This is a genomic window from Actinoplanes sp. NPDC026619 (genome assembly GCF_040638295.1).
Classification (GTDB): domain Bacteria; phylum Actinomycetota; class Actinomycetes; order Mycobacteriales; family Micromonosporaceae; genus Actinoplanes.
In genome coordinates this window covers 64,659-90,192 of record NZ_JBEZYA010000031.1, presented here as the reverse complement: position 1 = coordinate 90,192, position 25,534 = coordinate 64,659, and the positions used below count along the sequence as shown (strand labels likewise).

At 72.0% G+C, this 25,534-nt stretch carries 16 protein-coding genes and 1 pseudogene; 9 read left to right on the top strand and 8 right to left on the bottom strand.

Features of this window, described 5'->3' with window-relative positions:
- Positions 1–10 precede the first annotated feature (10 nt).
- From AB0E90_RS42980 to AB0E90_RS42970, 3 genes are all read left to right on the top strand, one after another.
- Positions 11–1,009, top strand: coding sequence for a ricin-type beta-trefoil lectin domain protein (locus tag AB0E90_RS42980; RefSeq protein WP_360418100.1), 999 nt, complete (start codon positions 11–13; stop codon positions 1,007–1,009).
- Between the two features lie 77 nt (positions 1,010–1,086).
- Positions 1,087–2,238, top strand: a complete 1,152-nt coding sequence (locus tag AB0E90_RS42975; RefSeq protein WP_360418122.1) for a protein kinase — start codon at positions 1,087–1,089, stop codon at positions 2,236–2,238.
- A gap of 20 nt (positions 2,239–2,258) precedes the next feature.
- The gene (locus AB0E90_RS42970; RefSeq protein WP_360418098.1) at positions 2,259–2,717 is read left to right on the top strand and encodes a nitroreductase/quinone reductase family protein; all 459 of its coding nucleotides are present in this window, start codon (positions 2,259–2,261) and stop codon (positions 2,715–2,717) included.
- Here the strand turns inward: AB0E90_RS42970 and AB0E90_RS42965 are convergent.
- Both AB0E90_RS42965 and AB0E90_RS42960 read right to left on the bottom strand, forming a co-directional pair.
- Complete coding sequence (locus AB0E90_RS42965) at positions 2,714–3,628, bottom strand: pentapeptide repeat-containing protein (RefSeq protein ID WP_360418096.1); 915 nt, start codon at positions 3,626–3,628, stop codon at positions 2,714–2,716. The genes AB0E90_RS42970 and AB0E90_RS42965 overlap by 4 nt on opposite strands.
- The gene (locus AB0E90_RS42960) at positions 3,625–10,920 is read right to left on the bottom strand and encodes an RHS repeat-associated core domain-containing protein (protein WP_360418095.1); all 7,296 of its coding nucleotides are present in this window, start codon (positions 10,918–10,920) and stop codon (positions 3,625–3,627) included. The genes AB0E90_RS42965 and AB0E90_RS42960 overlap by 4 nt, the downstream gene beginning before the upstream one ends.
- 169 nt (positions 10,921–11,089) lie before the next feature.
- On the opposite strand from AB0E90_RS42960, the gene AB0E90_RS42955 reads away from it, so the two are divergent.
- On the top strand, positions 11,090–11,542 hold the full coding sequence (locus AB0E90_RS42955) for a helix-turn-helix transcriptional regulator (protein WP_360418094.1): 453 nt from the start codon (positions 11,090–11,092) through the stop codon (positions 11,540–11,542).
- Here AB0E90_RS42955 and AB0E90_RS42950 read toward each other — a convergent pair.
- Both AB0E90_RS42950 and AB0E90_RS42945 read right to left on the bottom strand, forming a co-directional pair.
- Positions 11,522–12,580 (bottom strand): Dyp-type peroxidase, encoded by a 1,059-nt coding sequence (locus AB0E90_RS42950; protein ID WP_360418092.1) that lies wholly within the window; start codon positions 12,578–12,580, stop codon positions 11,522–11,524. The genes AB0E90_RS42955 and AB0E90_RS42950 overlap by 21 nt on opposite strands.
- A gap of 77 nt (positions 12,581–12,657) precedes the next feature.
- Positions 12,658–13,605 carry a sugar ABC transporter substrate-binding protein gene (locus tag AB0E90_RS42945; protein ID WP_360418091.1) on the bottom strand — a complete coding sequence of 316 codons (948 nt, stop codon included), beginning with the start codon at positions 13,603–13,605 and terminating at the stop codon, positions 12,658–12,660.
- A gap of 122 nt (positions 13,606–13,727) precedes the next feature.
- On the opposite strand from AB0E90_RS42945, the gene AB0E90_RS42940 reads away from it, so the two are divergent.
- Positions 13,728–15,683 carry an EAL domain-containing protein gene (locus tag AB0E90_RS42940; protein WP_360418090.1) on the top strand — a complete coding sequence of 652 codons (1,956 nt, stop codon included), beginning with the start codon at positions 13,728–13,730 and terminating at the stop codon, positions 15,681–15,683.
- A gap of 10 nt (positions 15,684–15,693) precedes the next feature.
- Positions 15,694–16,968, top strand: a pseudogene (locus tag AB0E90_RS42935) (DHA2 family efflux MFS transporter permease subunit); the annotation flags it as partial.
- A gap of 14 nt (positions 16,969–16,982) precedes the next feature.
- Here the strand turns inward: AB0E90_RS42935 and AB0E90_RS42930 are convergent.
- The 4 genes from AB0E90_RS42930 to AB0E90_RS42915 all read right to left on the bottom strand — a co-directional run bounded on the left by AB0E90_RS42930 (position 16,983) and on the right by AB0E90_RS42915 (position 23,682).
- Positions 16,983–18,098, bottom strand: a complete 1,116-nt coding sequence (locus AB0E90_RS42930) for an FAD-dependent monooxygenase (protein WP_360418089.1) — start codon at positions 18,096–18,098, stop codon at positions 16,983–16,985.
- A 47-nt stretch (positions 18,099–18,145) separates the two neighbouring features.
- A complete protein-coding gene (locus AB0E90_RS42925) occupies positions 18,146–19,375 on the bottom strand; it encodes an MFS transporter (protein ID WP_360418088.1) in 1,230 nt (409 codons plus the stop codon).
- Positions 19,376–19,590: 215 nt separating this feature from the next.
- Positions 19,591–22,188: a BTAD domain-containing putative transcriptional regulator gene (locus AB0E90_RS42920; protein WP_360418121.1), complete on the bottom strand. Its 2,598-nt coding sequence runs from the start codon at positions 22,186–22,188 to the stop codon at positions 19,591–19,593.
- 114 nt (positions 22,189–22,302) lie between these two features.
- Positions 22,303–23,682, bottom strand: coding sequence for a M20/M25/M40 family metallo-hydrolase (locus tag AB0E90_RS42915; protein ID WP_360418087.1), 1,380 nt, complete (start codon positions 23,680–23,682; stop codon positions 22,303–22,305).
- Positions 23,683–23,799: 117 nt separating this feature from the next.
- Here AB0E90_RS42915 and AB0E90_RS42910 point away from each other — a divergent pair, with 117 nt between their 5' ends.
- Genes AB0E90_RS42910 through AB0E90_RS42900 form a run of 3 tightly spaced genes read left to right on the top strand, consistent with a single transcriptional unit; the run spans position 23,800 to position 25,532 of the window.
- Positions 23,800–24,264, top strand: coding sequence for a DUF6098 family protein (locus AB0E90_RS42910; RefSeq protein ID WP_360418086.1), 465 nt, complete (start codon positions 23,800–23,802; stop codon positions 24,262–24,264).
- Positions 24,265–24,307: 43 nt separating this feature from the next.
- A complete protein-coding gene (locus AB0E90_RS42905; RefSeq protein ID WP_360418085.1) occupies positions 24,308–24,523 on the top strand; it encodes a CDGSH iron-sulfur domain-containing protein in 216 nt (71 codons plus the stop codon).
- 43 nt (positions 24,524–24,566) lie between these two features.
- A complete protein-coding gene (locus AB0E90_RS42900; RefSeq protein ID WP_360418084.1) occupies positions 24,567–25,532 on the top strand; it encodes an iron-containing redox enzyme family protein in 966 nt (321 codons plus the stop codon).
- The last annotated feature ends 2 nt before the right edge of the window (positions 25,533–25,534 follow it).

The window sequence follows — 25,534 nt, the reverse complement described above, 5'->3', positions numbered from 1 at the left end:
GAGGACACCCATGCATCGACGCGCCCGGCGTGGTCTTGCCGCGCTCTCCGTAGCCGCCCTCGCCGGCGCCGCGCTCCTCGTCGTCTCGGCCGGGCCGGCCTCCGCTGCCATCGGCGCGGTTCGCGGCGTCGCGTCCGGGCGCTGCCTCGACGTGCCCGGCGCCAGCACCACCAACGGCAAACAGGTGGCGCTGTACGACTGCAACGGCGGCGCCAACCAGGAGTGGAACTACACCGCCGCCAAGGAGCTGCGGGTCTACGGCACCAAGTGCCTGGGCGCGCTGAACGGCGGCGCCACGGCCGGCGCCGCCGCGGTGATCGGCGACTGCACCGGCGCCGGCAGCCAGCAGTGGAACGTCACCAACGGCGGGACGATCACCGGCGCCGCGTCCGGGCTCTGCCTGGACGCGCTGAACGCCGGCACCGCGAACGGCACCCTGCTCGACCTCTACACCTGCAACGGCGGCGGCAACCAGAAGTGGAACGTCACGGTCGGGTCGGCGGGCTGCCCGGCGGCCGGCGGCCTCACCTGGACGCTGGCGCGGGCCTCGTCGCCGACCGCCGACCAGACCGACGCCTACAACCAGATCACCACGGCGATGAACCTGGCCGTGGCCGAGTACAACTGCTATCTGGGCGCGGCGAAGGCCCTCAACGTCACCTACGACACGAGCGTCGCCACTGCGGACGGCAATTACAACGGCACGATCCGGTTCGGCAGCAGCCGGGGGTACATGAACCAGGCCACCGCCCAGCACGAGATCGCGCACACCCTCGGCGTCGGCACCTACGGCACCTGGTCGTCGCACGTCTCCGGCGGCCAGTGGACGGGCAGCAAGGCCATCGCGCAGCTGCGTGCGCTCACCGGCAACACGGCGGCCGTGCTCTACGCCGACACCCAGCATTTCTGGCCGTACGGGCTGAATCAGGCCAGTGAGGCCACCTCAGCCGACGACTACGTGTCGAACGTCAAGATGGTGGCCGCACTCCGCTCGGACATGGGTCTGTAACGAAGTGACGACCGACGCAGTTTCCGCAGGCCGTCACCCGGGTAAGCTGTCGCCACCATGGGGAGGTCGCAGTGCAGATGCTCGCGGGGCGGTACGGGTTGGGCGACCCGATCGGCCGGCACGGCGGCGCGGTCGTGCACCACGGTTTCGACACCGTCCTGAGACGCTCCGTCGCAGTCAAGATCTTCCTGGCGTACGGCGAGGAGGAGACCGACGTCCTGCAGGAGGCCCGCACCGCGGCCGGGCTGAGCCACCCCAACATCGCGCAGGTGTACGACTACGGCGAGATCAGTGACGGCGACCGCCGTACCCCGTACCTGGTAATGGAATTTCTCGAGGGTGAGACCCTGGCCGACCGGCTGGCCCGCACCGGCGCCGTTCGATGGCGCGAAGCCGCCGAGATCTGCACCGGCGTCGCCGAGGCGCTGGCCGCCGCGCACGCACAGGGCCTGGTCCACCGGGATGTCAGCCCCCGCACCGTGATGCTCACCCCGGACGGCGTGAAGGTCGTCGACTTCGAGATGGCCACCGCCTCCGGCCGCAACGGCGCCGGCACCGGCGCCGACGTGGAGGCGCTCGGCCCGCTGCTGCTCGCCTGCCTGACCGGCACGGCCGCGCGCCCCGACGGCCCGCTGCCGCGCATCACCGGCGTGCCCCGCGACCTGGTCGGCTTCTACGACGCCTGCGCGACCGAGAGCCGCCCGGAGGCGACGGCCGCCGCGGAAATCCTCCGCCGGATCGCCGGCCCCACCCAGCACCCCCGCCCGGCGCGACCGGCCCGATCCCGCCGGCGCACGGCGGTCATGGCCTCCGCGGCGGCGGTCGCGGCGGTGCTGAGCATCCTCGGCGTGCAGCTGGCGAACGGCACCGCCACCCCGGGCGGCCGATCGGCGGAGGCAGCCGTGGAAGCCCCGCACCCGGCGACGACCACGCCGCTCATCACCAGCCTCGCGCCGACGTCACGACCGGCCACCACGTCGGTTCGCAAGTCGTCCGCGACCAGCGTGGGCCACGTCCGGCGAAAGGCCGCAACCACCCCGGCCCAGCGCCCCACCACGCCGCCCGCCTCGCCGAGCAGCTCGCCGTCGGCCACGCCGACCCCCACCGCGGCCACGTCGTCGCCCACCCCGGACGACACCCCGCAGCCGACCGAGCCGACCACCGCGCCGACCACCCCGGCCCCCGACGACACCCCGCCGGTCACCCCCAGCGCCGAACCGCTCAGCTGAACCGAGGCATGTAACAGATCATGTGGCAGAAGATGTGGCGCGCGGCCGGTGCGCTGCCTGGTTTCACGCCGGTCGCGCGGCGTCTGGTGAACGTCGACCGGTGGCTCGGCCGGGTCACCGGCGGACGGGTGGTGGCGCTCGGCATGGCGCCGTCGCTGCTGCTGACCACGACCGGCCGCCGCAGTGGACTGCCGCGCAGCAATCCGCTGCAGTTCGTCCGCGACGGCGACGACCTCATCGTGATCGCCTCGAACTGGGGTGGCGAGAAGGACCCCGCCTGGTCCTGGAACCTGCGCGCCGACCCGGCCGCGCGGGTGACGCTCGACGGACGCGACATCGCGGTGACCGCCGCCGAGACCGAGGGGGCGGACCGGGACCGGCTCTGGAAGCTGATCGTCGACCAGTGGCCGGGCTACGAGAACTACAAGCTCCGCGCCCCTCATCGGCAGTTGCGCATCTTCCGCCTGAAACGCTCCTAGCCGGAAGGTGGCGCCCAGCCGGATTGGCGCAGGGCGTCGGTCAGCTCCGCTGCCGCCATGTCGAAGTCACGGCGGTTGAGCAGCACCGAGGCGCCCGGGGCGTAGAAGCGCCGCACCTGCTGGAGAATGGCCGAGGCCAGGCCGGTGGCGGGGCCCTGGGGGCGGGCCGCCAGAACGCTCAATGCGCGATCGACGAGGCCGATATCGCCGACCAGCATCAGGTCCGGATCGTCGGGCAATTTCACCGAACCGAAATTGACACCGCGGAAATCAGCCCCGTCGAATTTGGCGTGGGTGAAGTCGACGTTTCTCATCGGGTTGGGATCCGGCTTTTCCTCGCCGAGCATGCGCCCGTCGAAAACGACATCGGCCAGATTTCCGGCGAACGTGCAGTCGATCAGCGTCGATTGCCAGAAATTGACCCGGGTCAAATTGGCGAACGAGAAATCGCAATCGACATAGGTGGCCGCGCTCGTGCCCACGGAGACCATGTTGGCCGAGACGAAACGAACGTGCCGGAACGTGTTTCCGCGCCCGTCGCGCCATGCGCCCAGGGAGGAATTGCGCAGGTCCGCCTGGTCGAACGAACAGTCCTCGACGGTCGTGCCCCACAACCGCCAGTCCTGGCAGTCGGCCCGCTCGAACCGGCAATCCCGGATCTGGCAATCGACGAAGCGCAGGTGCCGAAGGTCCGCGTGGTCGACGGCGACCCCCTCGATGACCACGCCCTCCCACGGGCCGGCCGACCTCGCCCAGCTCATCCCGCGCAGATCGAACCGGCCGTCCACCAGGTCGAGACCCAGCCCGGACAGGCCCATGCCCGCCCGCAGCCGGCGGACGGCCTCGTCGGCCAGTTTGCCGCCCGACGAGGTCCGCCACCTGCTTTTCCATTTCGGCGGGGTCGAATTCATTGCCAGAGTATACCTATGCCCGGTCCGTAGGTCGGTCCATAGTCGAACATGTGCTGCCCCCACATTCTTCCGGTGGTCAGGTCGTACCAGCCGACATCCGTCCGGGTGCCACCATTCACGAAGTCCGGGCCCGGATATCCGGCGGGATTCGGATAGACATCGCTGAGTGCCGGATTGTTACCGGCCAGTTCCTTGACCCGGCCGTCGAGAATGTTGCCCTTGATGGTGTCGGCCATGTGGGGATTCTTGGCGATGCGGGTCAGATCCTTGGGTGAATATCCGATCTGGCCGTTGTCCCATTCCGTCAGCGCCTGATCGGTGTGGCCCTTGAGCTCGGCCGCGATCGGGTCGGGGTCGGAGATGTCGTTGCCCCACATGTCGACGATCCGTGCCCCGCAGTCCTCGACGGCCGGGTCGCACTCGGGATCGGCGCCGGGTGCACGAGGCTTGGTACCGTTCGGGTCGATCAGGTTCGTCGGCTGGTTGGAGACGTACGTGTAGGCGTTGGTGCCACCGGACGCCAGACCGACCGGGTCACGGCTGAGGAACCGGCCGTCGGTCGCCGAGTAGTAGCGGGCGCGGTAGTAATAGAGCCCGTCGCCCTCGTCCGTACGGCCGGTGAAGCGGGTGTCGTTGTCCCCGTCGTCACCGGCGACCGTGGTTCGGCCGAACGGGTCGTAGGAGTATTCCGCGCCCACGCCCGACGAGCCGGCCAGCGCGACGGTGCTGCCGAGCCCGTCGGTCAGCAGCGACCGCGAGCCGTCGGCGGTGGTCCGGGCGAACGTCTCGTCCAGCCCGCCGGTCAGCATGGTCGCCGAGATCGCGCCGCCGGTCTTCTCCTGCACGGCGTTCGGGCCGTCGTACAGATAGGCCGTGGCGGCGCCGCCGGTCGTGCGACCGGTTCGCCGGCCCAGGCCGTCGTACGTGTAGGTGGCCGTCACGTCCGGCCCGGACTGGCCGGTGAGCTGGCCGCGGGCGTTCCACGTGTAGGTGTGCCCGCCGTCCGACGTCAGGTTGCCGTCGTCGTCGTACGTGTTGGTGCTCAGCTGATCGGCCGCGTCGTAGGCGGCCGGCCCGGACGCGCCGGGCAGGTCGACCCGCGCATAGCTGCCGTCCACGTGGGTGATCCGCCCGGAGGTGTCCAGGGTGTAGGCGATATCGCCCAGCGTCGTGCCGCCCTGCCCGTAGGTCAGGCCGGTAAGGTCGCCGTCGGCGTTGTAGCCGTACGTCTGGGTCACACCGGCCGGCAGGGTCACCGTCTTCCGCCGGCCGACCGTGTCGTACCCGATCCCGACCTGCTCGCTTCCCCGGACCACGCTGGTCAGTTGGTCGGCGTCGTTGTAGCCGTAGATCGTGTCGGGCTGCCCGGCCAGCGTCATGCTGGTGCGGCGGTTGGCGTCGTCGTAGCCGTAGCCGACGTCGCCGCTCGGACCGCTCTCGGCCACCAGCCGGTCCAGCGCGTCCGGCGTGAACGTCGTGGCGCCGCCGGCCGAGTCCGCGATGGTCCGGACCCGGTTGCCGGCGTCGTACGTGTAGGTGGTCTGGCTTTCCTGGGTGTCGCCGTCGACGGCGTAGCGGACCGACTTCAGCCGGTCGAGTTCGTCGTAGTCGAAGCGCGTCGTCTGGTGGCGCCCGTCGAGGGTGGTGGCCGGGTTGCCGGCGGCGTCGTAGGTGTACGTGAGCGTGCGTTGCAGCGGGTCGACGACGCTCGACAGCCGATCGGACGAGTCCCAGTTGTAGGTGGTGGTGTGCTGACGCGCGTCGGTGACCACGTGCAGGTTGCCGTTGGCGTCGTACTGGTATCCGGTCGTCCGGCCGAGCGGGTCGGTAGCCGCGGCCAGGTGGCCGGCGCCGTCATAGGTCCAGGTGGCCACGGCCCCGGCCGGATCGGCGGTGCGCAGCGTGCGCCCGGCCGCGTCCTGGAACCGGCGGGTGGTGTTGCCGAGCGCGTCGGTGACGCCGGCCAGGTCGCCCAGCGCGTACGAAAGCGTCTGTTGCTTGTTGTCGTTGTCGGTGACCCGGCTCGCCTGGCCGGCCTCGTTGGTGTCGATGGTGACCTTGCGGCCCATCGGGTCGGTGATCGTGTGCAGGGCGCCGTCGGCCTGATAGCCGTACACCGTGCTGTGGTCGAGGCCGTCCGTGGTCTTGCTGATCTGGCCGAACGGGCCGTCGCGGGCGATCACCTGGGTGCGCTCGTCGCCGGTACCGGCGAGCTGCTTGATCGACGTGACCTGGCCGTAGGCGTCGTAGCCGAATTCGGTGCGGCGGCCGAGCGCGTCCACCGACGCGGTCGCCCGATTGCTGGCCGGGTCGCGGGTGATGACCGTGGTCCGCTCGAGGGTCGTGCCGTAGGCCGAGGTGTCGCCGGTCGAGTAGCCGGTCGCGTTGAACGTCACGCGACGGACGTGGCCCTTCGGGTCGGTGACGCGGGTCTCGGTCACCTTTCCGGCGGCGTCGGTGGTGTACGCGAACCCATAGGTCGCGTTGCCGGGCAGGGTCTGCTGCCGGACCCGGCCGTTGGCGTCGTAGTCGTTGGTCAGGTACGTGGTGCCGCGGGCGTCAGTGATCGTCTTGAGCCGCCCCGACTCGTACGTGTAGGTGGTGACGCCATGGTCCGGCCCGGTGACCGTGTGCAGGTGCCCGTCGCTGTCGTAGCCGTAGTCGACCGACCGGCCCAGCGCGTCCTCGGCCCGGGTCACCCGGTTGCCGGTGTCGTAGCTGAGCTTGATCCACTTGCCGTTGGGCGAGGTGATCTGGGTGATCGGCCCGTTGGCCCGGGTGATGCCGTCGGTCCATGGCCCGGCCGGGGCGCGGGTCAGGGTGACGGTGTTGCCGAACTTGTCACGGATCGCCTGCAGCGGCGACTCGTCGCCGAACACGTACGTGGTGCCGTCGGTGGTCCGGAGATCCCAGCCGTCGTGGTTCCAGATCAGCGTGGCGCCGGCGAACTCGCTGGGGGTCGGATCGGCCGCGAAGGCGGCATTGATGTAGCCGGTGGACGGGTTGCCGCCGGGGCTGGTCCGGTGGAACCGGACGCGGCCGCCGTCCGGCAGGATGAGCCAGCACTCGTAGAAGCGGTTCTCGGAGTACAGGTCGAGGCCGTAATTGAAGCTGGCGCCGACGCCGAACGCCCGTTTCCCGGTGTCCGACGGTTGGTAGGTGCGGGTCAGCGACAGCGGGATCACGTCGTTGACGCTCAGGTCGGTGGTCGTGTCGACCAGCAGGCCGGTGCTCAGATCGACCGGGTCCCCGCCGGTGTTGGGCGGGCCGGCCGGCGGCGCGGCGGCCGGCGGCGGGTCCGCGCCGGGCGTGATGAGCATGGCCCCGGTGAACTGGTAGACCTCGGTGCCCTTGTCCGGCTCGACGCTGCGGCCGTCCGGGGTGACCTTGCCCTTGCCGTAGACGTACCAGCCCTTGCCGGCCGGGTCGTAGTGCCAGAAGTCCATCGGCGCGCCCGGCTTGGCGTGGGTGAAGTTCGGGTAGATCACGCGGGCGCCGGCCGGGAAGAGGTAGGCGCTGCCCGGCTGCACGGTGAAGTAGCTCGGCACCTGCGACGGCGGCAGTGGGAAGGGCGGCCGGTCCACCGGAATCGCGGTGATGCCGAGCTGGGTCACCACCTTGCCGCTGACGTCCCGGACCACCGTGCCCGCGGGCAGCTTGACCTGGAGGCCGGGCACCGCCGGTGTCTCGATGGTGACTTCCGACCTGGTCGGCGACGCGAAGCCGACCACGTGCGTCATGTCCAGCTTGGACAGCCAGATCGTGTACGGAAGGACCGTCGTCTGCCCGGCTGCGAGGTCGACCCCGATGTCATGGAGACCGAACGTGCGCGTCGGGGTGTTCGCGGTGGATCCGTCGACCCGCAGCACCCGATGCCCGGGCCGGACATCCTTCACCAGGAACAACCCGTTGGCGTCGGTCAGCTCCCGCCGGCCGTCGACGAGGACGGTGACGTTGGGCAGCGGCTTGTCGTCGAGCGTGCGGATGCGGCCGCTGAGCGCGGTGGCCCCGGACAGCGCGCGCAGCGGGCCGGGAACCGGTTTCGGGGTGCCGCGCCCGGTCGTCCAGCCGGCGCCGGACAGGTTGGCCGCGTTCGGCGTCCAGCTCTCGCCGGCCTGACCGGCGGCCGGAAGAGCGGCCGGGCCGGCTTCCGGCTGTGCCTTCGCGGACGGCCTGATGTCCGGATGGGTGCGGTGCGGCACCGTCGCGGCCGGCGCCCGCTGCGGACCGGCGCCTCCGCCGGCCGCCGGGGCCGCCAGTGAGGTGCGGGTCTTCAGCGTGGCGACCGCGGTTCCGGTGGCCGAGTTCGGGCCGATCAGGATCTCGTACGTGCCGGTGGCCGGCAGCGACGGGATGCTGACCGTCGCGGCGCCGGGCAGGTAGGCCAGCTCGGAGCCGGCCGGCCGGCGCACCCAGACGTACGGGTAGTAGGGCATCGTCACCGAGGTGAACGCGACGGACAGCAGCTGACCGGTCGTGCCCGCGTAGGTGAACCAGGTGGCCTGCCCGAGCCGGCTCGCGGTGACCGTCTTGCCGGTGTTGAGGGCCAGCGCTCCCCCGCTGATCTGGGCCGACACGGTCACGCTGACCGAACCGGCGGCATGGTCGGAGGCCATCACCGACAGCCGGTACGTGCCCGCCGTCAACTGGTAGGTGTCGACACTGGCCACCTTGGGAATGGCCTCGCCGAAGATCACTGTGCCGGTCGGGCCGGCCAGCCGGACGTAGATCGTCGAAGCGGCGAACGTCCAGCTGCCGAACCCGAACGAGAGCCGCTGGCCGGCGGTCACCGCGATGGTGGTGTCGACGTAGCGGCCGGCCGTCGCGGTCAGGGCCTTGGCCGCGCCACCGACCGCAGTCGCGCCACCGTCGATGGATTGGACCAGGGCGAACGTGAGCGAACCGCCGGTCGAAGCGCGCGGCTGGACCTCGAGCCGGTAGGTGCCGGCCACGGTCAGCGGGTCCATCGCCAGCCACAGATCGTCCAGCCAGCCGGAGTAGACCGCCGACCCGTCCGGCCGGGTCACGTTCACCCAGACCACGTACGTGTACCCGTAGTCGCTGATGTACATGCTCAGGCGCTGGGCGACCGCGCCGGTGAACGTCATCCGGGTCGGCTGGCCCAGGCGCGGCGAGGTGATCGTCTTGTTGGTGCCGACGGTCAGGGCGCCGCCCTCGATCGTCGGCGACGCGGTGACCGTGAGCCCGCCGGAGCCGCCCTCCGCCCGCAGCACGAGGCGGTAGGTGCCGGTGGTCGCGGTGGGAAAGGTGACGGCGCTCGTGGAGTCGAGGTAGACATCGTCGAGGAATCCGCCGTCCGGGCCGGTGACCGACATCAGGGCGTCGGCCGAACTGGGTATCGTCCAGTTGCTCATCGCGGCCGTGACCTCTTGGCCGGCCGTACCGGCCACGGTCAGCGTCACGGCCTTCCCGGCGCTCAGCGTGACGGCGGTGCCGGCGCCGGTGAGGCTGAGCGTTCCCCCGCTGGTCGGCTGGACCAGCGTGGCGGTGTAGCTGCCGGTCTCCGACCCGGTGCTCAGCAGCAGCGCATAGGTGCCGGTCGCGGGCAGGGTCGGCAGGTCGATCCAGCTGCCTGGCGCCCCGATCCGGGTCAGCGTGGTGCCGTCGGGCGCGAGGACGGTGATCGTCGGGTAATACACCGTCGTCACGTTGTTGAGGTCGAGCCCGAGGTTCTGCCCGGCGGTGCCCGCGAAGGTGAGCAGGGTGTCCTGGCCGCGGCGGGTGACCGAGACGGTCTTGGCCGTGCCGACCGCCAGGGCGCCGCCGGCCGCGGCGGCCGAGGTGGTGACGGTCAGCGACCCGGTTCGCTGTTCATAACTGCGCAGCAGCACCGTGTAGCGACCGGCGCCGACGGTGGTGAAGTCGACGTCGCCGTACGGCAGATCGTCCAGCTGCCGGGAGTACTCGTAACCGTTGGTCCAGACCACCGGGGTTCCCGCCGGGTCCTGGACCTCGGCGACCAGTGTGCCGGTCAGGCTGCCGGTGAACCCGAGCCCGATGTGCTGATTGGCCTGGGCGTCGACGGTGAGCTCGGCCTGCTGGCCCGGACGGCTGAAGGTGAGCGCGGTGTCGGCGCCGCCGAGCACCGGCGTGGCCAGGAGTTTGCTGGACAGCGTGGCGACGACCGTGCCGGTCGCGGTCGACGACGTCGGCTTCAGCACGATCTGGTAGGTGCCGGTGGTCGGCAGCGGCGGCATGGCCAGCCCGCCGTCGAAGGTGGAGACCTGCCAGGGCTGGTCGTACTCGTCCCGGGCGAAGGTCGCGCCGTACGGCGTGTAGCCGTAGATGGTGATGTCGCCGGCCGTCGAACCGGTCAGACCCAGACTGAGCCGCTGGCCCTTGACCCCGGCGAAGCGCAGGACGGCCACCTTGCCCGCGGTGGCGAAGCTGACCGTGGTGGCCGTCCCGTCGGCGGTCAGCACGGCGCCGGTCCCGATGTCGCCGGCCCCGAACGGCTGCGTCACGGCCACGAAGTCGCTGGTCGCGGTGGCCGTGCCGCCGGCCGTGGCGACGCTGATGCGGCCGGAGACGGCGGCGGCCGGCACGATGACGGTGAGGCTGATCGCGGCGGCCGCGGTGACCCGTGCGCGGGTGCGCCCGAAGGACACATTGTTCTCCGCGGGCGCGGCCGAGAAGCCCGAGCCGGTGATCGTCACGCTGGTGCCGGCCGCGCCGGAGGCCGGGCTGAAACCGCTGACGACCGGCGCCGGCACCGACGGGGTCACGGTGAATGTCTGCGCCCCGGTCGCGGTGGCCGAACCGGTCGTGACCGCGACGGCCCCGGACGTCGCGCCGGTGGGCACGGTCACCATCAGCCGGCCGGCCGAGGCCGAGGTGACGGTGGCGGCGGTGCCGTTGAACGTGACCGTGTTGCCGGCGGCCGTGGTGGCGAAGCCGGTGCCGCTGACGGCCACGGCGGCGCCGACCGGCGCCCGGCTCGGCGCGATGGCCGAGACGGTCAGCGCGCCGGCCGCCGTGCGGTCGACCGACGTCCGGTTGCCGGCATCGTCGTACGAATACCGCGCCCCGGCCCCGTCGGCGGAGTGGCTCACGCCGCGCAACTGCCCGGCCGCGTCGTACGCGTAGTCGGCGGGCTGAGCGCTCGCGGCCGCCCGGGCGACCGGCCGGACCTGGTTCTCGGCCCGGAGCGCCGGAGCGCCTCGAGCCGGCATCGCCGAGGCCGCGGCCGCGTCGGGCCGGGATGAGTACGTCAACTGGCTCGCGAACAGCACACCGATCGCGAGCACGACCGTCGAGCGACGAACGAACATGATCCCGACCCCCAGTCCCATCCGGCCCAGTCCGGTCCGGACCGGTCCAGTGTGGAGGCGGCGAACGGCCGCTCGGACGGTTGCGACCGACAACGGGACAGGATCGGGACAGACAGACGGACATCGATGGTCGTAAGGTCGGACATGCCTTGCACACGGGGGAGGCGCCATGGAAAACGATGCTCGAACGCCGGATTTCGCGGCCCGTCTGCGCTCGCTGCGAGCCCGGTCGGGCATGACGCTACGGGAGTTGCAGGCGGTCACCTACGCCAGCGACTCGGCCCTGTCCCGCTATCTGACCGGCCACAGCGTGCCGCCCTGGAAGGTGGTGGCCGCCCTCTGCGAGCAGGCCGGCGCCGACGCGGAGGAGCTCCGGCCGCACTGGCAGAAAGCCCGGGCCGCCCGCCGCGACCCGGGCGGCCGGCCGCCGCCCACCCTGGCCGAGCTGAGCGCGGTCGACGACCATCTGGCGTGCATCTCGCACGACGTGTCGGCCGCCATTGCCGAGACCCTCGCCCGCGGCGATCAGGTCCCCGGGCTCCTGCTGGCCGTGCAGCGCGCGGGCGCCGCCGCGCAGGCCCGCCTGCATGCCGCCCAGCGCCTACTCAGCCAGGCGTCGTAACGCCTCGACCGACGGCGGCACGAAGTAATAGCCCCCGCCGAACGGCAACACGTAACGCTCCAGGGCCTCACCCGCGAGCCGCCGCTGCACCGTCGCGAAACCACTCTCGACATCCCGCTGGAAACAGATGAAGACCAGACCTTCCGCGTACGAGTAAGCGCGCCGCAGAATCCGATGGTCCTGGCTGTCCGCGCTCCTCGGGTTGGCCCGCCGGATGTGCGCATCCAGCGGCGTGACCCGGCCGTCCGGGTCACCGGCATAGGTGAACGCGGCATCCTCCGGCCCGCCGGCCAGCGGGGCCCCGTCGGCACGGTGCCGGCCGATCATCTCCTCCTGCCGGACCACCGGGTCACGGTTCCACAGTTGCTCGGCGAACCGGATCAACCGCACCACCTGGTAGGTGCCCCCGGCCGCCCACGCCGGCTCGCCGTCACCGGCCCAGACCAGCCGGTCCATCAGCGTGTCGTCCCTTGGGTCGGGGTTGCCCGCGCCCTCCCGGAAGCCGAACAGATTGCGGGTCGTCGGCAACCCGCCGGCCGTGACCGTGTTCTCCCCGCGAAAGCCGTTCACCCGCCACCGGGTCGACAGCGCGGCGCCGGCCGATCGGGCCAAGTCGTCCGCGACGGCCTCCGCCTCGTCCGGCGTCTCGGCGCACACCTGCAGCAACAGGTCACCGTGGCAGCGGGCCGGCTCGAGGACGTCACTCGGGAACGACGGCATGGTGGTGAGCGCTCGCGGCCGTACGCCGGAAAGCCCGAACCGGTCGTCGAAGAGCGACGCGCCCGCCCCCAGGGTGACGGTCGCGGGGGTCGCGGCCTTGATCCGCGCAGCCAGCGCCACCAGCGGCCGGTCGAGAGCGGAGCCGGTCACGTCCAGCGCCACCAGGGTGGCGAACCCGGACGGCGGTGCAACGACTCCGGGCTGATGCTCGCGTCGCGGCGGCGCCGGTGGCGAGGGCGCGCCGGTGCGAGCGGCCGCCGGCGCACACCCGCCCAGCGAGGCCGCCGCCGCGGTCGTCAACACGGTCCGTCGCCGCATCCCGCAACGATAGAGGACCGCCGATGATCGGGTGGGCGCGTACCGCGCGAACGGGACGGATGCGGGACAGCACCCGGTCAGCTGACGTCGGACATCTTGCGGAAGTAGGAGGCGTCGCCGAGGACCTGGTCGACCGTGGATGCGACCGCCGCGGCGGTGGCGTCGGTGCTGGCCTGGCGGGCCATCACGGCGTCGATGTTGCTCTCGTTGACCGCCAGGCCGGGGGTGTAATACCAGCCTTCCGGCAGCGCCTTGCCGTCCTTCGCGTGCTGCGCCTGCAACCGGCCGGCCACCTCACCCTTCACGAAGTGCTCCGGCGACACCAGCGCGAGCTGGCCGGCCTTCACCGCGGCCAGCGACTTCGGGTCCAGGTCGAAGGCGCCGGCCATCCAGGTGGCCTTGGTCTTGGCCTTGATCGCGGCCAGGTTCCAGCCGTCGGCGTCGCCGGTGCCGAGGAAGGCGATCGCGTCCCTGTTCACCTCGGTGAGCGTCTGCCAGGCCGCGAGGTTGGCGGCGGTCTCCTGCTTGGTGTCGAACGGCCCGACCACCGTCACGCCGGGCAGTTTCGCCATCAGTTCGTCCCGGATGCCCTTGGCCCGGCGGTCCAGCACCTTCACCCCGGGTGCGGACGTGCCAAGGATGATCTTGCCGGTAGCGTTCGCGGGCAGCTTCGCGACCGCCTCGTCCGCGAGCATCTTGCCGAGCTGATAATTGTCGTTGCCGACGAACAGCTTGACGTTCGACGCGGCCAGTGGCGGGTTGTCCACCGCGATGAGCGGGATGTCGTCGCTGACCGCGGCGGCCATCGGTTGCGTGAAGATCTCCGGGGCCAGGGTGAAGACCGAGATGCCGTCCTTCACCCGCGTCTTGAGGTCCTGGAACATCTTCAGCTCGCCCTGGCCGTCGACGATGTCCGGGCCGACCACCTCGCCGGTGACCCCGCCGACCCGGGCCACGCCGGCGGTGAAGCCCGCGCCCATCTGGACCGCGAAGCTCAGCTGGGTGTTGGCCACCACGAACGCCACGTGGGGTGTGCCGCCGCTACCGGCGCTCTTCGAGCAGCCAGCCGAGGTCGCGACAAGCAGAACGCCAGCAAAGGCTGAAATAAGACGATTTCTCATGGCAACCTCAGTATGGGGGGTGCGAGGTGATCAGCAAGGCAGTCCGCAGTAAGGCGATGGCGCGCACCGCCGTCATCGGCTTGACCCTCGGCGTCACCGCCCTCGCCGCACTGGCCGGCTACAGCATCAACGGCAACGTCGAAACCACCCGTCACGTACGGGAGGCCGGCATGCAGAGCGACCAGTGGGGCGCACTCACCCAGAACGTCAGCATCGAGTACGAGATGCTCGGCGACTACCTGCGCGCGAGCACCGACATCGGCCGCCAGCCGTTGCTGTCCGCGATGGGCTCGGCCACCGGCAACATCGACTGGCTCACCGCGAACGGCGACGAGACCGACCAGGCGGAGGCGGCCGATCTCGCCGACTCGTACGCCGCCTACACCGAGACCCTGCACCAGCTGGTGGCGGCCGACGGCAAGGGCGACCGGACCACCGTGGACGCCCTCTCCCAGCAGGCCAGCCTGGCCGCGTCGACCTTGCGCAAGAGCGGCATGGCCCAGGTCGCCCGCAAGCGCCTGGACATGGACCAGTACCTGCTGGCGGTGGACGAGCGCAACAACAAGACGCTGGTGGCCGCCGGGGCGATCGTCGCCGTCGACATGATGCTGCTGATCCTCTGCGCGTCCCTGATGATCGGCCACCAGCGGCGGATCGAACGGCAGGCCCAGGAGAGCAGGTACCGCGCCGGCCACGACGGGCTCACCGGGCTGGCCAACCGCTCCCTGCTGGCCGAGCACGTGGACCGGACCCTCGCCCAGGCCGCCCGCGGCGGCGACCCGGTCGGCCTCCTGCTGCTCGACCTCAACAAGTTCAAGGAGGTCAACGACACCCTCGGCCACCACGCCGGCGACCTGCTGCTCACCGAGGTGGCGGCACGGCTGGCCGACGCCGTACGGGAATCGGACACCGTGGCCCGTCTCGGCGGTGACGAGTTCGCCGTGCTGTTGCCCCGCGTCGGCTCGGCGGACGACTGCCTGGACCTGGCCCGGCGGGTGCTCGACGCGGTGCAGGGCCCGGCCGAGCTCGACGGGGTGCAGGTCGACATCAGCGGCAGCATCGGCGCCGCCGTCTACCCGCTGCACAGCGCCAACTCGGCCGAACTGCTCCAGCACGCCGACATCGCGATGTACACCGCCAAGCGGACCCGCTCGGGCACCGCGATCTACGACGCCGAGGCGGACATCCGCAGCTCGGAGCAGCTCGGCGTGATCGGCGAGCTGCACCGGGCGATCGCCGAGGACGAGCTGGTGCTGCACTATCAGCCCAAGGTCGCGACCGGCACCGGCGAGCTGGTCGGGGTCGAGGCCCTGGTGCGCTGGCAGCACCCGGCCCGCGGGCTGCTGCCGCCGAGCGAGTTCATCCCGCAGGCCGAGGACGACGAGATCATCGTCGCGCTCACCGACGCCATCCTCGAGCTGGCCCTGCGCCAGCACGTGACCTGGCGGGAGGCCGGCGTCGAGCTGCCGGTGGCGGTCAACATCGCGGCCGGCGGGCTCTACGACAACGCCTTCCCGGACCGGGTGTCGGCGGCGCTGATCCGGCACGACGTGCCCGGCGCCATGCTCACCCTGGAGATCACCGAGACGTCGATCATCAGCGATCCGGCCGAGGTGCAGACGATCCTGGACCGACTGCGTGACCTCGGCGTGAAGCTGTCGATCGACGACTTCGGCACCGGTTACTCGTCGATGGCGTACCTGCAGACCATGCCGCTGACCGAATTGAAGATCGACCGCCGGTTCATCAAGAGCGTGCACGAGTCGCCGAGCGACGAGGCGATCGTGCGGGCGATCCTGGAGCTGGCCCGGGCGCTGAACCTCAAGGTCGTGGCCGAGGGCGTGGAGAGCGCGGAGGCACTGGCCGTCCTGGAGACGATGGGCTGCCCGTTCGCGCAGGGCTACCACATGTCCCGGCCGCTGCCGGCCGGCGACGTGCTCCCCTGGGCGGCCGGCCGGGTCGAGGTGCCGGTCAGTTCCTGACCCGCCGCCGCTGACGGCGATCACGCTGTTCACGATCGGGTCGGCGCTGTGCGCCATGGCGAACGACATCAACCTGCTGATCGCCTTCCGGGTGCTCCAGGGCCTCGGCGGCGGCATGCTGATGCCGCTCGGCATGACCATCATGACCAGGGCCGCGGGTCCGAAGCGGATGGGCCGGCTGATGGCCATCCTGGGCGTCCCGATGCTGCTCGGCCCGATCGGTGGCCCGATTCTCGGCGGCTGGCTGATCGACACCGCGAGCTGGCACTGGATCTTCCTGATCAACCTGCCGATCGGCGCCATCGCCCTGATCTACGCGTTCGTGGTCCTGCCCAAGGACGCATCGCACCCGTCCGAGAAGTTCGACTTCGTCGGCATGCTGATGATGTCGCCCGGCCTGGCGCTGTTCCTCTACGGCGTCTCCTCGATCCCGCGGACCGGCACGCTCGGCTCGGCCGAGGTCCTCATCCCCGGGCTGGTCGGACTGGCCCTGGTGATCGGGTTCGTCTTCTACTCGTTCAAGCCGGAGCACCCGCTGCTCGACCTGCGGCTGTTCCGCAACCGCAACCTCGCGATCAGCATCCTCACGATGTTCCTCTTCGCCGTGGCCTTCTTCGGCGGCCTGCTGCTGGTGCCGACGTACTTCCAGCAGATCCGGGGCGAGTCGGTGCTCAAAGCCGGCCTGCTGGTGGCTCCGCAGGGTCTCGGCGCGATGCTGACCATGCCGATCGCCGGCATGTTGAGCGACAAGCTGCCGGTCGGCCGGATCGTGCCGTTCGGCCTGCTGTTCATCCTGGCCGGAATGGCGAGCCTGACCCAGATCACCTCGACCACCTCGTACGGCTGGCTGATCCTGACCTTGTTCGTCATGGGCCTGGGGATGGGCGGCACGATGATGCCGATCATGACCTCGGCGCTGAAGACCCTCCGGAACGCCGAGGTCGCCCGCGGATCGACGCTGCTGAACATCACCCAGCAGATCGCCAGCTCGGTCGGCGTGGCGATCATGTCGGTGATCCTGACCAACGGCCTGAAGGACGCGAAGCTGGCCGGCCCGGCGATCGCGTCCCGCCAGGACCCGGCGATCGCCGCGCAGATCGGCGGCCCGGCCGGTGTCAAGACGGGCCTGGCGCAGGCCGCGAACGCCTTCGCACACACCTACTGGGTGGCGTTCTCGCTGGTCGCGGTGACCGTGGTGGCGGCGCTGTTCTTGCCCCGCAAACGCGAGGACGCGCAGCCGTCGGACGACGCGCCGGCCGGCGCCGCTCCGGTGATCGTGCACTGATCGCCCGGCCGGGATCAGATCGGGGCGGCCATCGCGGCGTGGCCCCGGCCGATCAACTGGTGGACCTCGTGGTGGTGGCCCTCACGCTCGCGGCGGCCGATCTCGACGGAGGTCTCCACCAGGGCGCGGACCCGGTCGCGGCGACGGTTCTCGTACGCGGTGAAGGCGGCCGCCAGGTCGTCCTGCCCGGTCACCTCCTCGGCCAGCACGACCGCGTCCTCGATGGCCAGGGCCGCGCCGCTGACCATCTGCGGCGACGGCGAATGCGCGGCGTCGCCGGCGAGCACTCCCCGGCCGGCATGCCACGGGCCCTCGACGAAGAGGGCGTGGATCGGGCGGCGGACGACCTGGTCCGGCGCGGTGATGGCGTCGCGCACGGCGGCGAACCGGCCGCCGAACGACGCCAGCAGGTCACGCATCCGCGCCGCCAGCTCCTGGTCGGGCACCTCGCCGGGAGCGTCGCGGGCCTCGGTCAGGAACACGTACGCCTGGGTCGGTGAGATCGGGATGACCCCGGTGGTGCCGGCCGGCCCGCCGAAGGTGTGGATGTCGGTGGCCCACGCCGGCCGGTCGACCAGCGCCCGCCACACCATCTGGCCGGTGTACCACGGGTCGCCGGCCAGGCCGAGCAGTTCCCGGATGCGGGAGCGGACCCCGTCCGCGCCGACCAGGTAGTCGACGGTGCGATCGGTGCCGTCGGAGAGCCGGGCGACGAGGGCGTCCGGTCCGTCGGAGATCGCGCGGACCGTGCAGGCGGTGCGCAGCGTGGCGCCGAGGCCGGCGGCGCGTTCGCGCAGGATGCGGTGCAGCGCCGGGCGGCCGATGCCGGCCTCGGCGGGCTGGCCGGGGCCGAGAACGCTGGGCGGTTCGAGGGTGGCGCGCAGCTCGCCGGCCGGGTCGTTGTGCTGGGTGCGGTGGATCGGCGAGCCGGCCGCGATGCACTCGCCGGCCAGGTCGAGGGTGCGCAGGGCACGCAGGGCCGGTCCGGTGAGGCTCAGGCCCCAGCCGGCGACGGCCCAATCGGGCCGGATCTCGAGCACCTCCACGTCGTGCCCGGCTCGTCGCATCGCGATCGCATGCGCGAGCCCGGCGATACCGCCACCCACCACCAGCACCGAACGACGCTTCACGCTTCTCTCCCCCGCCAGTTTTTGATCCAGTGTGGACCATGCCGGCGCTACCCGCCGGCGACGACCCGGCCGGCCGGGTCGAGCCGGCGGCCGGTTCCTGATCGCGAGAACCTGGTCAGCACGATCGCCCCGGTGCCGAGCAGGCCGCTCAGGCCAACCACCGTCGCGGGCGCCAGCCCGGCCTGCACGGCGCCGCCGGTGGCGAGAAACCCGAGGCCCTGGCAGACGAGCAGACCCGAGGCGGCCACGCCCATCGCGCGGCCGCGGAACTCCGGCGCCACCCGGCGCACGAAGATCGCATTGAGCGGCACCATGAACGAGGCGCCCGCGCCCGCCACCGCCAGCAGGATCAGCACCACCGGCAGTCCGGGGCGGGCGAGCATGGGCACCAGCGCCGCGGTGGAGAGCACGGCGGCCGGGCGCAGCAGGCGGTCCCGGGCGCCGGGAGTCAGCACCCGGGTCATCGCGAGCGCGCCGAGCAGGAAACCCGCCGAGGGCGCGGCCAGCAGCAGGCCGGCCTGGGCCGGGCCGCCACCGAGCGAAGCCGCGTAGGGGTAGGCGATCGCCTCCGGGGCGAAGGCGAATCCGCTCGCCACCCACACCAGCGCCAGGCAGGTGCGCAACCACGGGTCGGCCAATATGTAGCGGATGCCGTCCCGGGACTGCGCCAGCAGCCGTTGCGGCGCGGCGCCGGCCAGGGCGGCCGGGCGCCGCGTGACACCGAGCGCGATCAGCGCCGCCGACAGCGCGAAGGTCGCCGCGTCGGCGAGCATCGACCAAACTGGGCCGGCCGCCGCCACCACGACGCCACCGGCGACGAAGCCGAGCAGCTGGCTCAGCTGGTGGGTGATGTTGCTCAGCCCGTTGCCGGTGATGTAGGCCTCGCCGGGCAGCACCTCGGGCATGATCGCGGCGCGGGCCGCCACGAACGGCGGGGAGAACAGGTGCGCCAGGTAGAGCAGGACGATCGCCGACCAGAGCGGCAGGCCCGGCACGGTCACCAGCGCGATCAGCACGGCGCGGGCGAGGTCGCAGCCGATCAGCACGGCCCGGCGGGGCAGCCGGTCGGCGTAGGTGGACAGGATCGGGCCGCCGAAGACCCCGGGCAACCAGGAGCTGGCATAGGCAACGGCCGACAAGAACGCCGATTGCGTACGGTCGTAGACCAGCACCGCCACCGCGATCGCCGCCACCTGGTCGCCCAGGTAGGACAGCACCTGACCGCCGTAGAGGTAACGGAACTCGCGGTAGGCGAAAAGCTCGCGGTAGGTCGCCAAAATCCCCTCCGAAAAGCGGGTGGCGCCGCCCAGAACCCCCCGGGCGGCGCCGTTCGCGTGCGCCTAACCCCAGGTCGCCCCGCGGCGGTTCCAGCTCGTACCGCGGCGGCCCCAGGTCGTGCCCTTGGTGATCGCAGCCATGCTCGGCTCCCTTCGCTGACGTCAGGTCGGGATCGACGATCGCGCATGGCCCCTGCGGAATTCCTGCGGAACCGTCAGGACAGTCGCGCGCGGACCTCCGCCGCGTTGGCGTGACCCAGCTCCTCGTAGATGCCGAGCGCCTCGCGCCACACCGCCACCGCCTGCGCGTCCCGCCCGCAGGCTCGATGGGTGTCACCGAGGTGGACCAGCGTGTCGGCCACCCAGTAGAGGTCGCCGATCTGCCGGTACAACCCCAGCGCCCTCTGGTAGCAGTCCACCGCCGCGGCGTACTCCCCGAGTCCGTGCCGGATGAAGCCGAGGCTGTCCCAGACCGCGGCCCGGTTGTCGACGTCGCCGCTCTGCTCGTAGAGCGCCAGCGCCCGTTCGCAGGCCACCAGCGCCCCGGCGAAGTCGCCCAGCTGCGCGCGGTAGAAGCCGACGGTGTTGAGGGTGTTGGCATTGGCGTAGTCGGAGATCTCCAGCGCCCGTTCGGCGTGGGCCAGGGCGTCGCGCATCCGGCCCTGCCGCTCGGACAGGATCGCCATCTCGTGGTGCACGCCGGACTGCCCCGGCCGGTCCCCGGCCCGCTCGTAGTGCGCCAGCGCCAGCCGGTAGTCGCGGTCGGCCTCGGCGGGGCGGTCCAGCAGGGTCCGAGCCCGGGCGAGGCGGGCGTACGCGTACGCCCGCGCCTCCTCCTGCCGCACCGTGGCCAGCGCCGCCTCCCACACCGTGACCAGGTCGTGCCAGGGGCCCTGCCGGTAGAGGAAGGTGTCCAGCGCCCAGGCCAGTTGCCACGGCCGGTCGCCACCGGTCGCGGCGGCCAGCGCGAGCAGCACGGCCCGTTCCGCCGCGAACCAGCGCATCGCGGCGGCCTGATCGGCGAGCGGCTCGCCGGCCGGATCGATCGGCCGGATCGGCGCCGGCCGGGCCGGCGCCAGGAGCATCGCCCCGGCGAACGCCGTGCCGAGGTAGTGGTCGAGCAGCCGGTCCGCCGCCCCCGGCTCGGCCGCCATCTCCTGCGCGTACGCCCGCATCAGGTCGTGCAGGCGATAACGGCCCGGCACGTGCTCGGTCAGCAGGCTCGCCCCCACCAGCTCGGCCAGCTCCCCCTCGTCACCTTCGCCACCGAAGAGCGCGGCTGCTGCCGCGGCCGAAAAATCCGGACCCGGGTGTACGCCGAGCTGCCGGAACAACCGCGCGGCGGCCGGGTTCAGCGCCTCGTACGACCAGGAGAACACCGCCCGGATGTCGGTGTCCGGGGTGTCGCCGGCCGGGGTGGCCCACCCGGCCAGGCCGCCGGCCAGCTCCGCGAGGCCGACATGTGGCTGCATCACGGCGTGCGCGGCGGCCAGCGTGAGCGCCAGCGGCAGCCGTGCGCACAACCCGATGATGGCGTCACCGGCCGCCCGGTCGGTGGCCATCCGGCCGGCGCCGAGCCGCCGGTCCAGCAGTTCCTGCGCCTCGCCGTGGCTGAGCACGTCCAGCCGCAGCGGCTGCGCGCCGTCCGCGGCCACCAGCCCGGTGAGCTGGTTGCGGCTGGTCACCAGCGTCACGCAGGAGCCGGCGCCGGGCAGCAGCGGGCGCACCTGGTCGCTGTCGCGGGCGTTGTCCAGCACCAGCACGAGCCGCTTGTCCGCCAGCCGGCTGCGCAGCAACGCCGACTGGGCGCCGGTCTCGGCCGGGATGCGCGGCGCCGGGACGCCGAGCGCGCCGAGGAAGCCGCGGACCGCCTCACCCGGGTCCGTCGCCGTGCCGCCCGGGCCGAAGCCACGCAGGTCGACGTAGAGCTGGCCGTCCGGGAAACGGGCCGCCGCGCGGTGCGCCCAGTGCACGGCCAGGGCGGTCTTGCCGACGCCGGCCGAGCCGCCGATGACCGCCAGCGACGGGACCTTGTCGAGGTAGGCGAGCGCGTCGGCCCGGCCGGCGAATCCGGTCACGTCGGCCGGCAGCTGGGCGGGCGCCCGCTCGATCGATCCGGTGGTGGCGGCCTGGTTGCCGGTCAGAACGGCGGCGTACGCGGCCTGCGTGGCCGGCGCCGGGTCGGCGCCCAGCTCGTCGGCGAGCCGGCGGCGCAACGCGGCGTACTGACCGAGCGCGTCGGCGGTGCGGCCGGCCGCGTGCAACGCCCGCATCAACGCGACCGCGACCGGCTCGACGAGCGGCTGTTCCCGCGCGATCGCGCCGAGCGGCCCGATCACCGCGGCCGGGTCGCCGGCCTCGAGCTCGGCGTGCGCCCAGGCCACCACCGCGAGCAGTCGCTCGGAGTCCCAGCCGGCCCGCATCGAGGCGGCCCAGTCGCCGGAGATCCCGGCCAGCGGCTCGCCCCGCCACAGCCGGACGGCCTCGCGCAGCAGCCCGACGTCGCCGTGCGCGTTCGCGGCGAGCGCGCGGAACCGGAGCAGGTCGACCCGATCGGCGGGGAGATCCAGCAGATAACCGCCGGACCGCCGGGTCAGCGGGTCGGCGCCGGCCCGCCGCAGCGCGCCCCGCACCCGGACTAGATGGGATTGCAACGCGTGCCGGGCCCGGGCCGGCGCGGCCTCGCCCCACACCCGGTCGATCAGCGTCTCGGCGGTGACCACCCGGCCGGCCTCACAGGCCAGGGCGGCGAGGACCGCGCGCTGGCGCGGTTCCCCGATCGGCAGCTGCCGTTCGCCGGCCCAGAGTTCCACCGGCCCCAACAGACGCACCTCGAGCACAGCACCCCCGGCGGCAACGGACATCCACCCGCAACGATCCCACACCCCCGCACCCGCCCATCGCCGGCGAGGCGCCGAGACCGTCGGTCACCGCAGCGCGGACGGGCGGGACCACAGGTGCGCCAGGGTCGCGGCCCCGTTCATCAGCATCTCGATGGACACCCGCTCGTCGCTGTCGTGCCACCGGTCCTCGGGCAGCCCGACGCCGAAGAACAGGACCGGAGCGCCGAGAGTGCGGCTGAGCAGTTCGGCCGGCCCGCCACCGGCGTTGCCCATCCGGCCGGGCGGCTGCCCGAAGCCGTCGTGCATCGCCACCGCCAGCGCGTCCAGCGCCGGCAGATCGTCCGGCGTCCGGTACGGCTCCTGTGCCGTCTCCCGCGCGATCGTCAGGTCGTACTCGACCGTGTCGGCGAGTTGTTCGGCCACCCAGCGCCGCAACTGCCCGGCGACCTCGTCGACCTTCTGGTCGGGAACCGTCCGGATGTTCAGGGTCGCGGTCGCCACCGCGGGTATCGCCGAGCGGGTGACCCCGACCGGGTCCCCGGCGACCATGCTGATGATCTCGGCGGCGGGGCGGACCCACAGCCGCTCGAGCACCGAATAGCCGGCCTCGCCGGTGATGCTCCGGGTCTCCGAGCGGTCCAGCCAGTCCCGCTCGGTGAACGGCAGGGCGGCCAGTTCGGCCCGGCGCCGTTCGGACGGCTCGGCCACCGTGTCGTAGAAGCCGGGCAGCGTGATCCGGCCCTTGTCGTCGTGCAACCGGCCAAGCAGGCGGGCCAGCTCGACGGCCGCGTTCGGCGCCGGCCCGGAGGCGGCCCCGCTGTGCACGTCGCGCAGCGGGCCGGACACCCCCAGTTCGGCCATGACCATCCCCCGCGCGCTGGTGCAGACGGCCGGATGATCGGCCCGCCAGGTGAGCGTGTCGGAGAAGACCACCAGGTCGGCGCCGAGCCGGTCGCGGTGGTCGTCGAGCAGGCCGGCCAGGTGCGCCGAGCCGCTCTCCTCCTCGCCCTCGACCAGGAATTTGAGGTTCACCGCGGGCGCGTCGCGGCCGGTGGCGGCGAGATGGGCGCGGATGCCCCAGACGTGACTCATGATCTGGCCCTTGGCGTCGGAGGCGCCGCGGCCGTAGACGCGCCCGTCGCGCACCGCCGGCTCGAACGGCGGTGTTTCCTCCCACAGTTCGTCCTTGGCCGCCCGCACATCGTGATGGCTGTAGATCAGAACCGTGGGCGCTCCGGGCGCGGCGCACCATTCGGCGTACACCGCGGGGGCTTCGCCCTTCCAGACCTCCACCGCCGGGAAGCCGGTGGCGCGCAGCTCCGCCGCCAGCCAGTTCGCCGACCTGATCAGGTCGGGAGCGCGTTCCGGCAGGCCTGCGACGGAGCGGATCCGCAGCCAGCCGACGAGTTCCTCGACGAGCACGTCCTGATGCGCGGACAGAAATTCGCGGACGTCGCGGGTCATCGGATCACCTCACGATACGAATCGGATCGGTGGGGTACCCCGTATCGGCCGCGACATGCTCCGTTCGGGTTCAGTCCGGGCGGACCACGACTAACGCCCGCGAATCGGGGCACGCGGGTGACCGTGTACGACAATCTGCCCACGATCGCCGATCTCGACGAGCTGGCCGAACTGGTCACCGCGTACGCAGCAAAAGATCAATTGTTCGTACGGTGGTCGGCCGGTCCCGCCGGCGACCTGCGCCAGGGGGCCAGCCGCGACTCGCTGACCGGGGTGCCGTTGCCAGGCCTGTCGGCCAACCCGCTGGCCGTCGAACCGTGGTGGGGTGACCGGTCGATGCGGCTCTGGGTCGCCCGCCGGCTGTACGACTACCGCCACCTGCGGTATGAGCACGGGACCACGGTCCGCCCGTGGGTGCTGGTGGGCAGCCAGTGCGGCCGCGGACCGGACAACGAGCCGCTGGTCCGGGTGCGCCGGCCGGTCGCTTGGATCGCCGACACCGCGCTGATCGAGGCGGAGCATCTGGTCGAGGCCCAGAACGCGGCCGGCTGGGGCCCGCTGGACCGGCGCGGAGCCCGGTAGGCCGGGCCGTTTGACCGGCTCGCCGGCGGGCATTCGGTCCGCCATGAGCTCGACCATCATCCCGTACGAGGACGGCCCGCTGATCGTCCGCGGCGACTTCGAGATCGCCACGCCGGACGGCACGCCGATCGAGGCCGGCCGGACGACGGTCGCCCTGTGCCGGTGCGGCAAGTCAGCGATCAAGCCGTTCTGCGACGGCACCCACAAGGCGATCAACTTCCGGGCAGGCACCGACCGCGTCACCCCGGCCCCGCGATGAGCCGGCGGCGTTTATCGCAGGCGTGCGAGGGAAGCCAGCCGACATGAAACTCCCTGCGCCACGCGGTGCCGTCTCCACCGCGCTGATCGATCTGCTCGGCGGGAAAGCGTCGACGTTGCCGCGGACGCCGGTGCCGGACGACGAGGAGGATCTGCACCTGGCGTTGTTCGTCTGCTACGAGATGGCCTACCGCGGCTGGGACGGGGTCGACGACCGCTGGGAGTGGGATCCGGAGCTGCTGCGGTTGCGCGGCGCGCTGGAACACCGGTTCGAGGCCGATCTGCACGCTCTCGCCGGCCCGCCGGAGGCGGTGGATCCGGCGACCGTGCCGCACCGGCTGACCGAGCTGGTCTCCGCCGACGACGGGCCGTCGCTGTCCGGGTACCTTCGTGGCCGGGCGACCCAGGAGCAGTTCCGCGAGTTCGTCACGCACCGTTCCGTCTACCACCTGCGTGAGGCCGATCCGCACACGTACGTGATCCCCCGCCTGGCCGGGCGGCCGAAGGCGGCGCTCATCGAGATCCAGCTCGACGAGTACGGCGGCGGCGTCGAGCCGAAGATGCACCAGGAGCTCTTCAAGCGCACGATGAGCTGGTTCGGCCTCGATCTGACCTACGGGACGTACGTCGACGCGGTCCCGGCCGCGACGCTGGCCGCCAACAACGTGATGTCGCTGTTCGCGCTGCACCGCCGCCGCCGGGGCGCCCTGCTGGGTCACCTCGCCGCCTACGAGATGACCTCCTCGATCCCCAACCGGGCGTACTCCAACGGACTGCGCCGGCTGGGCGGTGACGCGAGCGCGACAGCGTTCTACGACGAGCACGTCGAGGCGGACGCGGTGCACGAGCAGATCGCCGCGCACGACCTGTGCGGCTCCTTCGCCGCCGCCGAGCCGGAACTGGCCGGCGACGTCGTCTGGGGCGCCCGCTGTGCCCTGGCGGTCGACGCCCGGTGGGCCACGTCGGTGCTCGACTCCTGGGCGGCCGGCCGGTCGTCGTTGCGGGAGTGAGC

What these genes read in the sequence shown, in the direction of transcription:
- AB0E90_RS42955 (WP_360418094.1), top strand. Translation starts at nt 11,090, where the DNA reads ATGGAAAACGATGCTCGAACGCCGGATTTCGCGGCCCGTCTGCGCTCG.
- AB0E90_RS42970 (WP_360418098.1), top strand. Translation starts at nt 2,259, where the DNA reads ATGTGGCAGAAGATGTGGCGCGCGGCCGGTGCGCTGCCTGGTTTCACG.
- AB0E90_RS42915 (WP_360418087.1), bottom strand. Translation starts at nt 23,682, where the DNA reads ATGACCCGCGACGTCCGCGAATTTCTGTCCGCGCATCAGGACGTGCTC.
- AB0E90_RS42950 (WP_360418092.1), bottom strand. Translation starts at nt 12,580, where the DNA reads ATGCGGCGACGGACCGTGTTGACGACCGCGGCGGCGGCCTCGCTGGGC.
- AB0E90_RS42900 (WP_360418084.1), top strand. Translation starts at nt 24,567, where the DNA reads ATGAAACTCCCTGCGCCACGCGGTGCCGTCTCCACCGCGCTGATCGAT.
- AB0E90_RS42975 (WP_360418122.1), top strand. Translation starts at nt 1,087, where the DNA reads ATGCTCGCGGGGCGGTACGGGTTGGGCGACCCGATCGGCCGGCACGGC.
- AB0E90_RS42960 (WP_360418095.1), bottom strand. Translation starts at nt 10,920, where the DNA reads ATGTTCGTTCGTCGCTCGACGGTCGTGCTCGCGATCGGTGTGCTGTTC.
- AB0E90_RS42980 (WP_360418100.1), top strand. Translation starts at nt 11, where the DNA reads ATGCATCGACGCGCCCGGCGTGGTCTTGCCGCGCTCTCCGTAGCCGCC.
- AB0E90_RS42905 (WP_360418085.1), top strand. Translation starts at nt 24,308, where the DNA reads ATGAGCTCGACCATCATCCCGTACGAGGACGGCCCGCTGATCGTCCGC.
- AB0E90_RS42965 (WP_360418096.1), bottom strand. Translation starts at nt 3,628, where the DNA reads ATGAATTCGACCCCGCCGAAATGGAAAAGCAGGTGGCGGACCTCGTCG.